This is a genomic window from Streptomyces sp. NPDC043996 (assembly GCF_056435225.1).
This window is the reverse complement of record NZ_JBWKEY010000011.1, coordinates 202,956-216,282: the sequence shown is the minus strand read 5'-3', so window position 1 is coordinate 216,282 and position 13,327 is coordinate 202,956. Positions and strand designations below refer to the sequence as shown.

Annotated in this window: 14 protein-coding genes and 2 pseudogenes; 9 read left to right on the top strand and 7 right to left on the bottom strand. The window is 72.7% G+C overall.

Translation table 11 applies throughout. The features are described from left to right. The first annotated feature begins 385 nt into the window (after positions 1-385). From AC07A4_RS27990 to AC07A4_RS27980, 3 genes are read left to right on the top strand one after another with little or no spacing between them, the layout of a single operon-like run. Positions 386-1,090, top strand: coding sequence for a thioesterase II family protein (locus tag AC07A4_RS27990; protein ID WP_478603515.1), 705 nt, complete (start codon positions 386-388; stop codon positions 1,088-1,090). A gap of 19 nt (positions 1,091-1,109) precedes the next feature. Further along, a complete protein-coding gene (locus AC07A4_RS27985; protein WP_478603512.1) occupies positions 1,110-1,940 on the top strand; it encodes an SDR family oxidoreductase in 831 nt (276 codons plus the stop codon). 38 nt (positions 1,941-1,978) lie between these two features. Continuing rightward, the gene (locus AC07A4_RS27980; protein ID WP_478603509.1) at positions 1,979-4,930 is read left to right on the top strand and encodes a non-ribosomal peptide synthetase; all 2,952 of its coding nucleotides are present in this window, start codon (positions 1,979-1,981) and stop codon (positions 4,928-4,930) included. A gap of 62 nt (positions 4,931-4,992) precedes the next feature. On the opposite strand, the gene AC07A4_RS27975 is transcribed toward AC07A4_RS27980, so the two are convergent. Together AC07A4_RS27975 and AC07A4_RS27970 are read right to left on the bottom strand one after the other, a co-directional pair. After that, positions 4,993-5,694, bottom strand: a complete 702-nt coding sequence (locus AC07A4_RS27975) for a response regulator (RefSeq protein ID WP_478603684.1) — start codon at positions 5,692-5,694, stop codon at positions 4,993-4,995. 26 nt (positions 5,695-5,720) lie between these two features. Beyond that, complete coding sequence (locus AC07A4_RS27970; RefSeq protein ID WP_478603507.1) at positions 5,721-6,956, bottom strand: sensor histidine kinase; 1,236 nt, start codon at positions 6,954-6,956, stop codon at positions 5,721-5,723. A gap of 177 nt (positions 6,957-7,133) precedes the next feature. On the opposite strand from AC07A4_RS27970, the gene AC07A4_RS27965 reads away from it, so the two are divergent. From AC07A4_RS27965 to AC07A4_RS27940, 6 genes and pseudogenes are all read left to right on the top strand, one after another. Next, positions 7,134-8,111, top strand: coding sequence for a RimK family alpha-L-glutamate ligase (locus tag AC07A4_RS27965; protein WP_478603504.1), 978 nt, complete (start codon positions 7,134-7,136; stop codon positions 8,109-8,111). A gap of 136 nt (positions 8,112-8,247) precedes the next feature. Next, positions 8,248-8,850: an exonuclease domain-containing protein gene (locus AC07A4_RS27960; RefSeq protein WP_478603501.1), complete on the top strand. Its 603-nt coding sequence runs from the start codon at positions 8,248-8,250 to the stop codon at positions 8,848-8,850. Positions 8,851-9,026: 176 nt separating this feature from the next. Further along, positions 9,027-9,200, top strand: a pseudogene (locus tag AC07A4_RS27955) (alcohol dehydrogenase catalytic domain-containing protein); the annotation flags it as partial. Between the two features lie 204 nt (positions 9,201-9,404). Continuing rightward, positions 9,405-9,590 (top strand): hypothetical protein, encoded by a 186-nt coding sequence (locus tag AC07A4_RS27950; protein ID WP_478603689.1) that lies wholly within the window; start codon positions 9,405-9,407, stop codon positions 9,588-9,590. Continuing rightward, positions 9,565-9,681 (top strand): annotated as a pseudogene (locus AC07A4_RS27945) (hypothetical protein); the annotation flags it as partial. The gene AC07A4_RS27950 and the pseudogene AC07A4_RS27945, both read left to right, overlap by 26 nt. A gap of 83 nt (positions 9,682-9,764) precedes the next feature. Beyond that, complete coding sequence (locus AC07A4_RS27940; RefSeq protein WP_478603687.1) at positions 9,765-9,962, top strand: hypothetical protein; 198 nt, start codon at positions 9,765-9,767, stop codon at positions 9,960-9,962. A gap of 59 nt (positions 9,963-10,021) precedes the next feature. On the opposite strand, the gene AC07A4_RS27935 is transcribed toward AC07A4_RS27940, so the two are convergent. The 5 genes from AC07A4_RS27935 to AC07A4_RS27915 all read right to left on the bottom strand — a co-directional run bounded on the left by AC07A4_RS27935 (position 10,022) and on the right by AC07A4_RS27915 (position 13,254). Then, positions 10,022-10,654 (bottom strand): DUF2461 family protein, encoded by a 633-nt coding sequence (locus tag AC07A4_RS27935; protein WP_478603498.1) that lies wholly within the window; start codon positions 10,652-10,654, stop codon positions 10,022-10,024. Between the two features lie 14 nt (positions 10,655-10,668). After that, the gene (locus AC07A4_RS27930) at positions 10,669-10,872 is read right to left on the bottom strand and encodes a hypothetical protein (RefSeq protein WP_478603495.1); all 204 of its coding nucleotides are present in this window, start codon (positions 10,870-10,872) and stop codon (positions 10,669-10,671) included. 146 nt (positions 10,873-11,018) lie between these two features. Beyond that, entirely contained in the window at positions 11,019-11,648 is a 630-nt protein-coding gene (locus AC07A4_RS27925; protein WP_478603493.1) for a DUF6629 family protein, read from the bottom strand. Positions 11,649-11,704: 56 nt separating this feature from the next. Further along, positions 11,705-12,712, bottom strand: coding sequence for an erythromycin esterase family protein (locus AC07A4_RS27920; protein WP_478603490.1), 1,008 nt, complete (start codon positions 12,710-12,712; stop codon positions 11,705-11,707). A gap of 146 nt (positions 12,713-12,858) precedes the next feature. Beyond that, a complete protein-coding gene (locus AC07A4_RS27915; protein WP_478603487.1) occupies positions 12,859-13,254 on the bottom strand; it encodes an effector-associated constant component EACC1 in 396 nt (131 codons plus the stop codon). Between the last annotated feature and the right edge of the window lie 73 nt (positions 13,255-13,327).

Here is a 13,327-nt window from a genome sequence, read left to right as displayed (position 1 = left end):
CGGGACGCGAGGACGCGAGGACGCGTTACGGAGCCGCAATACGCAGTCGTGATACGACGTCGCGATACGAAGTCGACGTCAGCGATGTCCCGTCGCCGGGACAGCACACGGACTTTCCTCGCCCGAAGTAGTCCGGGGCTGTGCGAATTGGTGGCGCGCTGCGTAAAGTTGCCCCGCCGACGCGACGCCGACAGCGGCGGCGCCGGAATCCGTACGGGCTTCCCCGCGTGAATTCGGTGCCGGCCGAACCAAGAGGAAACCCGGTCGGAAACAACCCCCGCACGCTCGTGAACGCGTACGGGTTTCGCTCGCGCGAGCAGCGTCAATGCTCCATCGTGATGTTGCGGCGCCACCGCCGCCCACCGGAACGCCTTAGCGAGGACTCATGTCTGCAGCGCCCTTCCCGCTGGTCTGCCTCCCCTTCGCCGGGAGCGGAGCGGGGTTCTACCGAGAGTGGACCAAGCGGCCGGACCACGGTGTCTCTGTCACCGTGCTGCCCGTGCAACTGCCCGGCCGTGAGGAACTCTTCCTGGACGAGGCGTTCACCGACGTGACCGAGGCGGCGCCGAAGCTCGCCCTCCAGGTGGCCGAACTCGTCGCGGACGTCCCTCGCTTCGGGCTCTTCGGACACAGCCTCGGCGCCGTGCTCGCGTACGAGATCGCCCGCGAACTCGTCCGGCTCGGCGAGCCCGGCCTCGCGCACCTCTACGTCAGCGGCTCCCCCGGCCCCTGGGCGGGGCGTGACGACCGGGCGACGGGCCTGGACGACGAGCAGTTCCTCGCCCGGGTCCAGGACTTCGCCGGATACCGGCACGCGGCGCTCGACGACCCGGCCCTGCGGGAGCTCCTTCTGCCCTCGCTCCGCGTGGACGTGGCTATGCACGAGAACTACAAGCCCTCGTCGAACGAGCCTCTCGACATACCGGTGACCTCGCTGCGGGGCGCGGAGGACACCCTCGTCAGTGAAGAGCACGCGCGGCAGTGGCAGTCGGCCACCAATGGCGCGTTCACGTATCGCGAATTCCCCGGCGGGCACATGTACTTGACCGACGACCCCGATGCCGTACTCAAGGCCGTCGGTGACCGCTGATCCGGACGGGAACGCAGCCATGGGCAGGTCACTCGAAGGCAAGACCGTCGTGATCACGGGAGCCGCCCGCGGGATCGGCCGCGCGTGCGCCGTGCGGTTCGCCCGCGAGGGTGCCGACCTGGCGCTCCTCGACATCGCCGCGAACCTGGAGGGTGTGGACTATCCCCTGGGCAGCCGCGAACAGCTCGACCACACCGCGGAGTTGTGCGAGCGGGAAGGCGGCGCGGTGCTCGCCGCGGCGGTCGACGTCCGCGATCCACGGAGCGTCCACACGGCGGTGGCCGACGCGCTGACGCGTTTCGGCTCGCTCGACGGACTCGTCAACAACGCCGGGATCGCGGCGCCTTCAGGGGTGCCGATCCACGAGATCGACGAGCTCGACTGGGCGCTGATGCTCGACGTCAACCTCTCCGGCGCCTGGCGGATGATCAAAGCCGTCGCCCCGGCCATGGTGGCACGAGGGGCAGGCAGCATCGTCAACATCTCCTCGACCGCCGGAGTGGTCGGCTACCGCGACTTCGGCGGGTACGTCACCGCCAAGCACGGCCTGATCGGTCTGACCAAGGCGGCGGCCCTCGACTACGCGCCCCACCGCATCCGGGTCAACGCGCTGTGCCCCGGCTCCGTGCGCGACGACCCGCTGGTCGAGGGGCGGATGCTCGGGGAGATCGGGCACGCGCTGCGCCTGCCGGACGACGAGCACGAGCAGCTCTTCCTCCGCGACCAGCCGATGAACACCCTCGTCGAACCCACCGACGTCGCCGCCGCCGCACTATGGCTGACCTGCGACGACTCCCCGCGCGTGACGGGCACCACGCTCACCGTCGACGCGGGCTTCACCAGCCGGTGAGCCACCGGGACCACTCCGACACTGCAGGGGAGCCTCACATGGCGACAACGACGGGGGCGGCACCCCACGCGGAGGAGGGCACCAGGCCCGCGGCCTCGCTCCACGACCTGCCGCCCTACCGGCACTCCTGGCCGGAACAGGGCCACGCCTGCCACACCCTGATCGTGCGGCTGCCCCACGCGCTCCCGCGCGCGCAGATCCGCCAGCGAGCGGAGACGGCGCTGCGGCGCTGGCCCGCGCCGCGCGCGGCCCAGCTGTGGGAGACCGCCGTTCCGGCGCCGAGCGACGCCCCGGCCGCCCGCGAACGGCTGCGCCGCGAGGTGTTCCGTCCCCTCCATGACACCTCGTCGCCGCTGCGCGCGATCCTGCTGCGGTACGCCGACGACAGCGCCGACCTCGTGCTCGTGGCGCTGCGCTCCCGGGTCCCCCGCGCGGTGCTCGACCAGATCGCCGACCTCGTGACCACCGGCTCGGCACCGGGCGAACCGGCCCCGCTGCTCGACGAGGAGCAGGCCCCGTCGCCGCGGTTCGCCGCCCTCCCCTGGGGGCTGCCCGACCCCGGCCGCGCGGGCACGCTGCGGGTGCGCCCGCTCGCCCTGCCGGTGCCCGCCGGGCCCAGCGGCCGACAGTGCGTCCTCGGCGCTGTGACGCTCGTCCTCGCCCGCTACTCCGGCAGCGCGACGGCCGAGGTCGGCTGGATCGACGCGGGCGAGGACCGGTCCCGGGTCGCCGCCGTCACGGTGGCCGGCATCAGCGTCGACGTCGACGAGGACCGGGGCCTGGCCGACCACCTCACCCAGGTCGCCGCCGCCCTTGGTACCGCCCCTGACGCGACGGCGAAGGCCGAACGCCCCGCCCTGGGCATCGTGTTGTCCCCCGGGAGCGACGACCGGGTCCATCTGCCGTCCCAGACGCCGCCCTTCCCCTGCACGGTCCAGCTCGTGGAGCGGCCCGACGGCTCGGTGGAGGCGTCCTTCTGGTTCGACGAGGGCGTGCTCAGCGCTGCCGTCGCCGCCACGTTCTGCGCGTCCGTCGAGCGGCTGGCCGGACGCTTCGCCGAGGGCGCGGGCCCAGGAGACATGCCGCTGTCGACGCTTCCCGTCCTGGACGCACACGAGACAGCCCAGGTCCTGCGACTGGGCCGTACTGACACCGGCCACCCGCTTTCCGGCACCGGCGGCGTGCGCATCGAGCAGCGCTTCGAGGAGATGGCACGGCGGTGGCCCGACGCGGTGGCCCTCACCGTCGGCGGCAAGGACGGCGACGCGGGGGCTGCCGGTGCGGAGCTGACCTACCGGCAGCTCGACGAGCGCGCCGACGACGTCGCCGCGGGCCTGCACGCCCTGGGTCTGCCCCCGGCGAGCAAGGTCGGCGTCTGCCTGGACCGCGACGCCACCCTCGTGATCGCCCTGCTCGGCATCCTCAAGGCGGGCCACGCCTATGTGCCCATGGACCGCCACTACCCGGCGGAGCGGCTGCGGTACATCACCGAGCACGCCCAGGTCCCCGTGGTCATCACCGACCACGAAGAGTTCCCGGCGATCACCGATGTCCGCACGGTCAGGGTCGACGACCTGCCCCTGGGCGACGCCACCGCCCGCGCGGCACGGCCGCCACGGACCGCCGACGATCCCGCGTACGTCATCTACACCTCCGGGTCGACGGGCCGCCCCAAAGGCGTGGTCGTCCCCCACCGCAATGTCCTCTCCCTCCTCTCCGCCACGGCCCCGGATTTCTCGCTCGGCCGTGAAGACGTGTGGACGCTTTTCCACTCCAGCGCGTTCGATTTCTCCGTGTGGGAGATCTGGGGCTGTCTGCTGACCGGCGGGCGGCTCGTCGTGGTGCCCTATTGGACGGCGCGTGACACCGAGGGCTTCCGCCAGCTCCTGGCCGCGCAACGGGTCACCGTGCTGAATCAGACTCCGTCCGCGTTCTCGCAACTCGTCCAGGCCGAGCGGCGGGCGAAGGACGAGCTTCGCGTACGGCTGCTGGTTTTCGGTGGCGAGCCGCTCGACGTGAAACTGCTCGCGCCCTGGTTCGCCCGCTATTCCCCGGCGCGGTGCCGCGTGGTGAACATGTTCGGGATCACGGAGACCACCGTGCACGTCACCGCGCAGACGGTCACTCCGGCCGACCTGGCGCACGACTCCCGCTCGGTCGGCCGTCCCCTGCCGGGCTGGTCGGTCTCCGTACGCGATCCACGCGGCCGGGTGCTCCCCCCGGGGGCGGCGGGCGAGATCCACGTCGGCGGCGCGGGCGTCGCCGACGGCTACCTCGGCAACCCCGAGCTGACCGCACAGCGGTTCATCGTCGACGAGGCCTCCGGTGAACGGCTCTACCGCAGCGGCGACAAGGGCAGGCTGCGCCCCGACGGGCGGCTCGACCACCTCGGCCGCCTCGACGACCAGGTCAAGATCCGCGGACACCGCATCGAGCTGGGTGAGATCCGGTCCGTCCTCGCGGCCGACCCCCGCGTGGGCGGGGCCGTCGTCACGGTCTCCCAGGCCTCCGCGGACGACCAGACGACCAGCCGGATCGACGGCTATGTGGTCCTGGTCGAGCCGTGCGACCCCCGGGACGTCCTCGCCGACGCCCGGCGGCTGCTGCCGGACTACATGACGCCGACGACCCTCACCGAGATCCCCTCGATCCCGCTCACCCCCAACGGGAAGCCGGACCTGGCGCGGCTTCCCGTTCCCTCGCCCCGGTCCGAACAGCGCTCCGACACGGCGCGGGACGCGCGGCACGCCCCCGAGCCCGACGGCGTGGCGGCGCGGGTCCTCGACGCCTGGAGCCAGTGTCTGCACACGGAGGCGACGCAGGACGACAACTTCTTCGAGCTGGGCGGCAACTCACTGCTGATCCTGCAGGTCATCATCGCCCTGCGGGAAGCGGGACTGCCCCCGGTCGTCCCCCGCGACTTCTACCTCCACTCGAAGGCGAGCCAGTTCATCAAGCTGGTGGAGGAGCGCCGCGACGGCGCGGAGTGAGGCGGTCCCTCGCGGGACACGGCACGCGTGACCCGCTGGGTACGGAGCACCGCCGGAGCGCGTCAGCCGACGAACCGCGGCACCACCAGACCGGACTCGTACGCGATCACCACCGCGTGGGTCCGGTTCTGCGCGCCGAGTTTGGTCAGCACGTTCCCGACGTGCGTCTTCACCGTCTCCAGGCTCACCGTGAGCGAGGCCGAGATCTCCGGGTTGGACAGGCCGGTGGCCATCAGGCGGAGCACTTCCTCCTCCCGCCCCGTCAGCGCCGCGTGCGGCAGCGCCTCGGCGGAGCCGAGCGGGCGGGCGGCGACCATCCGGCGCAGGGCCGCGGGGAAGAGGACGGCCTCTCCCGCCGCCACCACCCGTACCGCCTCGGCGATCTGCGGGACCGGAAGCCGCTTGAGCACGAATCCGCTGGCCCCGGCGCTGAGCGCGGCGGTGACGTGGCCGTCGTTCTCGAAGGTGGTGATCATCACGACCTTCGGCGGTTCGGCCGACTCGGCGAGCAGCCGCCGGGTGGCCTCGATGCCGTTGCTCCGCGGCATCCGTACGTCCATCAGGACCACGTCCGGCCGCAGCCGCCGCGCCTGTTCGACGGCCTCGACGCCGTCGGCGGCCTCTCCGATGACCGTGATCCCGGGCTGCGCCGCGAGCAGCACGCGCAGCCCGCTGCGGGTCACCGCGTCGTCGTCCGCGATCAGGAGGGTGACGGGGGTGGCGGTGTCGGTCATGACGGCCGCACTCGCGTCGCGGCCGGTCATGACGGCTTCGCTCGCGTCTGTGCCGATCATGCCGACCTCCGTACCGGCAGCCGGACGGCAAGCCGCCAGTGCCGCGGCCCGTCCGGGCCGACCTCTATCTCACCGTGCAGCAGCCGCACCCGCTCGGCGAGGCCGGGCAGGCCGTGCCCGGACGTCGGGAAGGCCCCCGAGCCCGGGCCCGCGCTCGCCTCATTGACCACTGCCAGCTCCAGCCGGTCCGGCGCGGCGGCCACCCGGACCTCGATCGGCCCGCCCGTCCCGTGCCGCAACGCGTTCGTCAGACCCTCCTGCAGAATCCGGTACGCCGCCCGCGAGAGCGTCCCCTGCACCTGCGCCAGCTCGCCCGACAGCTCCACCTCCACCACCGCGCCCGCGTGCCGCAACCGGTCAAGCAGCTCCGGCAGGTCGGCCAGGGTCCGGGTCGGCGCCGTCTCCGCCTTCTCCTCACGGAGCACGCCCAGCACGTAATCCAGGTCCTCCAACGCGGCCCGGGATGACTCCTCGATGCTGCGCAGGGCGGCCCGCGCCGCCCCCGGATCGGCGCGGAGCACCTCGCCCGCCACCGCCGCCTGGATCGTGGTCGCCGTCAGCGTGTGCCCGATCGAATCGTGCAGCTCATGAGCCAGCCGGTTGCGCGCGGCCAGCGCCTGCTCCCGCTCCGCCGCAAGCGCAAGGCGCTCGGCCGACGACGGCCCCAGCAGCCTCGGCGCCAGCCACCGCAGGGCGTTCGCCACCAGCGCGCACACCACCGCCGCGAGCAGCAGGCAGCAGAGCGCCACCGCCCAGTTCCGCCAGCCGCCGTCGGCGCGCACCGTCCAGCCGAACAGGCTCAGCCCCGCCTCGGCCCCGAGCCAGTTGCCCGGCAAGGTCAGGCCCGCGAGGATCAGGACGCCGCTGACCAGGGCGCCCGTCCACCCCAGTGCCCCGTGGAGCAGCAGCCACAGCGGGGTGCGCAGGCGGCCGCCGGGCTGGTCCGCGGGCCCCCGGACAGCCGTGGGATCCGGCAGGGGCACCCTCAGCGCCCGCCGGGCGACCGCGACCAGCCCCCGCCGTACGACCCCGACCAGACCGACCGCGCCGACCAGGACCGCCCAGAGCGCCAGCGTCAGCACCACCCGCACTCCATAGGGAGCGGATGTCCACACCAGTCCCGGCAGCATCGCGAAAGGCAGCAGCGGAAGGCTCGCCAACGCACCGCAATAGGCGAACAGCATGCCCGTGTACGTGGAGCCGCGCAGCAGCGGCCGAAATCCCCTGATCATGATGCGCCCATTATGAACGGGCAGCTCAGCGCGGCCCTCCCTCGACCGGGGGAGCACACTTTCCCGCCTTCCCGCGAGGTGCGTGGAGCCGTGCGATCACACAGCTGTGAGACTGGCTCCTTCGACGGCCCGCGAGGGATGGGCGGCGAAGACACGGTCAAGGGATGAGGGGTCAGAGTGGACACAGAGCACGGTGCGCCGTCGGAGAGCGCGGCGTCCGCCGACGTATGGCTGCTCGCGCGGGCGCGACCCGCGGTGCTGCGCCGGTCCACTCGTGAGCTCGCCGAAGCGCTCACCGCCGCCCATGGCCCCCGCTTCGCGGTCTGGTACACCGACGAGCTGCTCTTCGGCGTACAGGACGGACGGTTGGTGCTGCGCACGCTGGGCGGCACGGACGTGGCCGCTCCGCAGGTGGTGTGCGTACGTCAGGTGGGCGGCCCCATGCGCAGTGACCGCGAGGTGACGTTGCTGCGGCATCTGGAGCGCATGGGCAGCACCCTCGTCAACACGGTGGACGCCCAGCTCAAGTCCCGCAACAAGGTCTGGCAGCTACAGGAACTCGCCCTCGCCGGCCTTCCGGTGCCCGACACCCTTTCCTACGCCACGGCCCCCTTGGAGGGCGTCGTGCGCAGCCCCTCCCTCGACGTGCCGTGCGTGGTGAAGTCCGTCAGCGGTGCCAAGGGCGGGCAGGTCTTCCTCGCCTCCGACCCGCTGCTGCTGCGCGAGGTGGCCGGCAGCCTCGCGCAGGAGACGCCGTTCCTCTTCCAGGAGCACGTGGCCCCTTCGCACGGCCGGACCCTGCGCGTGATCGTGGTCGACGGCGAGCCCGTGGACGCCGTGCTGCACCGTTCCCACGACGGCGGCCTGACCGCGAACATCGCCAAGGGCGGTTCCGCCACCCGGTGCGCGGGCCGCTATCCGCGGGCGGAGGAGCTGGCGGTGCGCGCGGCCCGCGCTCTGGGCCTGGACATCGCCGGAGTGGACCTGCTGTTCGCCTCCGACGACGCGTACACCCTCTGTGAGGTGAACGCCGTCCCGGGCTGGCGCCCGGAGATGACCTCGGTCATCCCCGCCATCGCCGCGTGCGTCGCTCGCCGCCTTTCCGCGCGCGGCGGCGCGACGCCACCGCCGAACGGGGCGATTTCGCGGGCTTAGATGTTAGATGATGGATAAGTGGTGGCGGTCGCGTGACGGGGGGCCGAATTCTCCGGGCGGGAAAGCCGCGGTGCCACCGCGAGCCGAGCGGAAGCGGCGTAGCCTGGCGGCGACCGTCGGCTGAGGGAGATTCGTCTTGTCCACGTTCGTTGTGTTCGACCTTGAATTCACCTCATGGCCGGGAGCACTGGAAAACGACTGGGGATCGCCGGGCCAGCTGCGTGAGATCGTGCAGATCGGCGCGCTGCGGCTGCGCGAGGACTGTTCCGTCGTCGAGGAGTACGAGGCTCTGGTGCGGCCCGTGAACAATCCTCGGCTGTCCGACTACTTCACTGGGCTCACCGGGATCGAGCAGGAAACGGTGGACCGCGAGGGGATCTCCCCGGCGGAGGCGCTCGGGGGTTTCCTGGGGTTCTGCCGGGATCATTCCGTTCTCTCCTATGGCAATGACATGGTGGTTCTCGGAGAGAACGTGGGCTGGGCGCGAGCCCGCGGCGAGGAAGTCAAGAACGGTTTTCTCGCCGCCCATTTCCTCAATATCCGCCCGTGGTTGAATTCCCTCGCGCCCGCGACGGCGACGGTCAACGTCGGCCGTCTGTGGCAGGTGCTCGGCCTGCCCAAGCCTGCGGCCGGGCAAGAGCACTCGGCGCTGTTCGACTGCTATTCCTTCGCCGCGGCGATCGCGCATCTGCGCGGCACCGGGGCCTCCTTGCCCGAGGGCTGCCTCCAGCGCCCCTGAGTCCTGAGGCCCTGCTCACCGCTCCGCGTCCGCCAGGTCCGCGAGGAGCACGGCCGCGATCTCGGACCGCGGCCGCGGGTCCATCAGCTCCTCGTGGCGGAATCCGATCCGGGAGACCCGGGCAGCGCCCCCGACATGGGGCGCCCAGAGCGCCGGGTGACATCCGCGTCGAGGAGGTGCCGGACCCGGTCGTCGAGCTGCCGACGGACGCCGTGGTGCGGCTCGTCGGCTCCTGCGTCTGCGGCAGCGACCTGTGGGGTTACCGCGGGATGGCCCGCACCCGGCCGGGGCAGCGGATGGGGCACGAGTTCGTGGGCGTCGTGGAGGAGACCGGGTCCGAGGCGAGCACTGCCGCGAGGGGCTGTACACCTCCTGCCCGCAAGGGGGTTTCTGGGGTGATGTGGGCTCCGGCGGCGGGCAGGGCGAGGTGGTGCGGGTGCCGTTCGCGGACGCGACGCTGGTGCCCCTGGAGCGGGAACTCGCCGCGGAGCAGAAGCTGTTGCCGGGCCTGCTCGCCCTGTCCGGACGTCCTGAGCACCGGCCACCACGCGGCGGTGAGCGCGGGTGTGCGCCCCGGTGCCACGGTCGCGGTGGTCGGCGACGGCGCGGTGGGGCTGTGCGGGGTGCTGGCCGCGCGGCGCCTGGGCGCGGAACGCGTGCTGCTGCTCGGCCACCACGAGCGGCGCGCCCGCCGTGGCCCGGGGCTTCGGTGCCATGGATGTCGTCTCCGTACGCGGTGAAGCGGCCGTGGCGGCGGTGCGCGAACTGACCGGCGGCCAGGGCGCGCACGCGGTGGTCGAGGCCGTCGGCACCGCCCAGTCGCTGGGCACCGCCCTGGCGGTCACCCGGGACGGCGGCGCGGTCGGCTGTGTCAGGGCGCCCTACGGCGGCGACGCGGGGGGGATCTGCGCCGGATGTTCGACCGCGACATCGCGCTGCGCGGAGGTATCGCGCCGGTCCGCGCCGACATTCCCGAGCTCCTGCCGGACATGCTGTCGGGCGCCCTCGGCCCCGGGCCCGTCTTCGACCGTCCCGCCCCTCTGGCCGGGGTGCCGGACGGCTATCGGGCGATGGACGACCGGTCGGCGCTGAAGGTGCGCGTCACCTTCTGAGCCCGCACGCCGAGGGTACGGATGCGGCCGGGCCCGTGCCGTGCGGGGCCCGGCCGCTGTCAGGCGGCGCGCTTCACGTGCCGGACGAGCCATCCCATCAGGGCGTCCAGGTCGGCGGCCGCGGCCAGGACGTGGTCGACGGCCTCGGGGGTGTGCAGCCAGTCCTCGCAGCCGAGGGGGCGGGCGGCGATGAGTGAGCGGTGGCGCAGCAGGTCCGTGCGGGAGTGGTCCGCCGGATAGCCGCGCGGGGGGCGTTTCATGACGTCCCCGGTGATGTCGTACCCCTTCTTCCGCACGTCCTCGATGATGCGGGACAGTTCGCGGCCGGGGCCCTCGGCCGCCACCGCCTTGCGGAACATGTCCACCTGGCCGGGGTCGGGATACCACCAGGCGCCTTGGATCCGCAGGCCGTCCAGGTCGAACCGGAGGCCGATCTCGATCTTGCGGCCGAGCCGGATCACCGCGCCTTGGTGCTGCCACCACCAGGAGTCGGTGCGGTAGTGCCAGACGGAGAAGTCCTCGTAGCGGGGGTCGGTGTCCGCGATCTCGTGCAGGAGGTCGATCATCGGCTGCCGGACCAGGCGCTCGCGGTCCGCGCGGCAGCGCTCGCGGGTCGTGTGACTCGGTTCGCCCTGCAGCTGCCACAACACGTCCATGGCCCGCTCCGGCCAGCCGGTGAACTGTCCGCGCATGCGCGGAGGATAGCTCACGCATGATCGGCGCGCGGGGTGAGTGCGACGGGCAGGGAGGCGTAGCCCCAGACGTGGTGGGAGGTGTCGCGGCGGGGCTCACCGGCCAGCGCGATGTGGCCTGTGCGGTGGGCGAGTTCCCTGGTCCTCGTCCCGCTGGCGCACGGACCGGTGTGGCTGGCCGCCGCCCTGGTGATCGTGGCCGAGTTCGTGTCCGGCATCGGCCTGATGGTGTGCGACATCTCCACGACCTCCCTCCAGCTGGCGCTCACCCCGCACCGCCTCCGGGCCCGGGTGCGGGGCGCGTTCATGCTGTTCAACAAGGGGTCCCGCCCGCTGGGCGCGCTCGCCGGGGGCGCCCTGCCCCTCACGGCCGCGGAACCGGCGGACGGCGCCGTGAAACCCAGAACAGCAGGACCACCGAACACACGGCGGCGAACGCGCACCACGTCGAGACGTACTCCCGCCGCCACAGCGCGAGCGACACCGCGGCGCCGACGGCCACCAGGACACCGAACAGGACGAGGCCCCGGTCACCGGAGAGGAGCAGGGAGCCGATGGTCGCGAGGAAGTAGCCGAGGACGATCAGCTCCACCTGGGGCAGCCCCAGGGCGTACCCGACGGTGTGCCCGCGGATCTCGGCCGTGACGGTGCGGGTCGCCAGCGCGTACGCGAGCGCGGCCGCCGTCACGACCCCCGCGGCCAGGGGGACCAGCAGTCGGCGGCGGGCGCCCGGCGGCGCGGCGCACAGCACGGCCGCCGGTACCCACAGCGCGAGCAGCGGGAGCGCGATGACGGCCCAGGCGACGGTGGCGGGCCCGCTGCCGCCGCCGTCGCGCCAGACCGCGGCCTCGATGATCTGATGCGCCCCGAGGAGGAGCGGCAGCGCGGCCAGCGGCAGGTCGCGGGGGCGCCGGGCCGCCAGGGTCACCGAGACGGCCCCCACGGCCGCGATGCCCACGCCCGCGACGAGGTCGGCCGTCGCACTCCAGCACATGGCGGCAACGCTACGGCCACCCCGGCGCGGCAGCGCGCCGGACGCCGCCGCGGAGCTCAGCTCCTCGGGTCGGACAGCAACCGGACCGGGGTGACCTCTTGGGTGTGGAGCACGGCGTCGAACCAGTCGGCGAGCGATCCGCCGGAAAGGTGGTGGGCGGCGTCGTCGCCGGGATCGTAGGCGGGGCCCACCAGGCGTGTTCTGGCCGGTGCGGCGAGCCAGGCCCGCACTGGGTGCGGCCTTTCGCCCCGCAGGTCCAGGAGGTAGGCGTCCAGACCCGTGCTCCCAAGCACCGCGTCGGCGAACTCCGTCGGCGGGGCGGGGGCGGGGTGGGGAGCCTTGCCGTGGTGGAAGGTCAGACCGATGGACACATAGCCGGCTCCGAACCGCTCGCGCAGATAGCTGCCCGCGTTCCGGTGTGTCGCTGGCCGCGCCGAGGGGGAAACGGTCCTCGGATCGCCGTTGGCCGTGTGCGCGAGACCACCCCAGTACACGATCTTGTCTGCGGTGTGTTCGTGCCACCGGATGACGTGCTCCGCCAGGTCCCGCTCGATGGCGGCGAGGCCGTCGAGCCGCGCGGCCCGGGGCTGAGACTGAGACTCGGGCTGAGGCTGGGGCTGGGGCTGGGGCTGGGGCTGGGGTCCAGAATGAGGGGCGGTCCCGGCGAACCGAACCGGGTCGTCCGGATGTCTCGTGTTGTACGAGCGCAGCCACTGGACGAGGTCGAGGATCTCCTCGGTCCGCCAGAACGACCGTGCCGTGGCGAGCAGCGCCCGCGGGTCACCCGTCCCGGATCTGATGTAGGCGTCGAGTCCGACCCTTGCCGCGTCGTCCCCTTCCAGCGCGAGTGAGCGGAAGCCCAGTTCCTCGACAAGCAGCCTGACGACCCGGTGCGAGACGGTGGACAACTCGTGGGCCTGGCGGTCCGAGGCGCCGACGGCCACGACCTTGGCATCGCGGGCGAGAGCGGCCAGCGGCCGGAGGTCGGTCAGCGGCGCCCGGGGGTCCAGCGTGGTGAGGCGATGGGCGCGGTCTTGGATCCACTGGGTGACCGCCTCGGTCATGGCGCACGCTCCTTGCTGCGGCGGCCGCGCCGACGGCGGCCGTACTCGGCTCCGGGGAACGACCCGGTCGCGGCCCGCGCCGCAGCAGCACTCTCAGACATCAACCAGGGTTGAGGTCAAGCGGACCCGCCCCGGGGCCGGTTCGGTCACAGCTGCGTCGTGGGCTCTCCCTCCGGGGCAGGCTGGGGTTCCTGTCCGTTCAGGGCCGCCGTCAGCACGTCGTTCGAGATCGCGTCCCCCTCGATCCGCACGACCTTGCCCGTCTCGCTCTCGGTGACGGTCACCGTCACCGAACGCCGCCGGTCGCGCTGGAGCCAGGCCTTCACGATCTGCGCGAACGCCGTGACGCTGCCCGCGCCGGTCAGGCCGATGACGAGCTCGGAGGCCACGCCCTTGGCCCCCTCGGCAGGGACGGCGCGTTCCGCCACCCGTCCCCCGGCCACGCTCCGCAGGTCGGCGATCAGTTCGGTGCGTGCGTCGAGGACCGCCGCGTGACCCGCGTCGAGTCCCGCGAGGCGGCCCTCGACGCTGACTTCCGCCATCGGTGACATGGGAGAGACCTTCCCGCTCTAAGCTGAGGCTCGGGTGGGTGACTGCTGGACAGCCGGGGGTGGA

Coding starts and splice junctions, on each gene's coding strand:
- AC07A4_RS27990 (WP_478603515.1), top strand. CDS start 386: ATGTCTGCAGCGCCCTTCCCGCTGGTCTGCCTCCCCTTCGCCGGGAGC.
- AC07A4_RS27985 (WP_478603512.1), top strand. CDS start 1,110: ATGGGCAGGTCACTCGAAGGCAAGACCGTCGTGATCACGGGAGCCGCC.
- AC07A4_RS27980 (WP_478603509.1), top strand. CDS start 1,979: ATGGCGACAACGACGGGGGCGGCACCCCACGCGGAGGAGGGCACCAGG.
- AC07A4_RS27975 (WP_478603684.1), bottom strand. CDS start 5,694: ATGACCGGCCGCGACGCGAGTGCGGCCGTCATGACCGACACCGCCACC.
- AC07A4_RS27970 (WP_478603507.1), bottom strand. CDS start 6,956: ATGATCAGGGGATTTCGGCCGCTGCTGCGCGGCTCCACGTACACGGGC.
- AC07A4_RS27940 (WP_478603687.1), top strand. CDS start 9,765: ATGTTCGACCGCGACATCGCGCTGCGCGGAGGTATCGCGCCGGTCCGC.
- AC07A4_RS27935 (WP_478603498.1), bottom strand. CDS start 10,654: ATGCGCGGACAGTTCACCGGCTGGCCGGAGCGGGCCATGGACGTGTTG.
- AC07A4_RS27930 (WP_478603495.1), bottom strand. CDS start 10,872: ATGCCGGACACGAACTCGGCCACGATCACCAGGGCGGCGGCCAGCCAC.
- AC07A4_RS27925 (WP_478603493.1), bottom strand. CDS start 11,648: ATGTGCTGGAGTGCGACGGCCGACCTCGTCGCGGGCGTGGGCATCGCG.
- AC07A4_RS27920 (WP_478603490.1), bottom strand. CDS start 12,712: ATGACCGAGGCGGTCACCCAGTGGATCCAAGACCGCGCCCATCGCCTC.
- AC07A4_RS27915 (WP_478603487.1), bottom strand. CDS start 13,254: ATGGCGGAAGTCAGCGTCGAGGGCCGCCTCGCGGGACTCGACGCGGGT.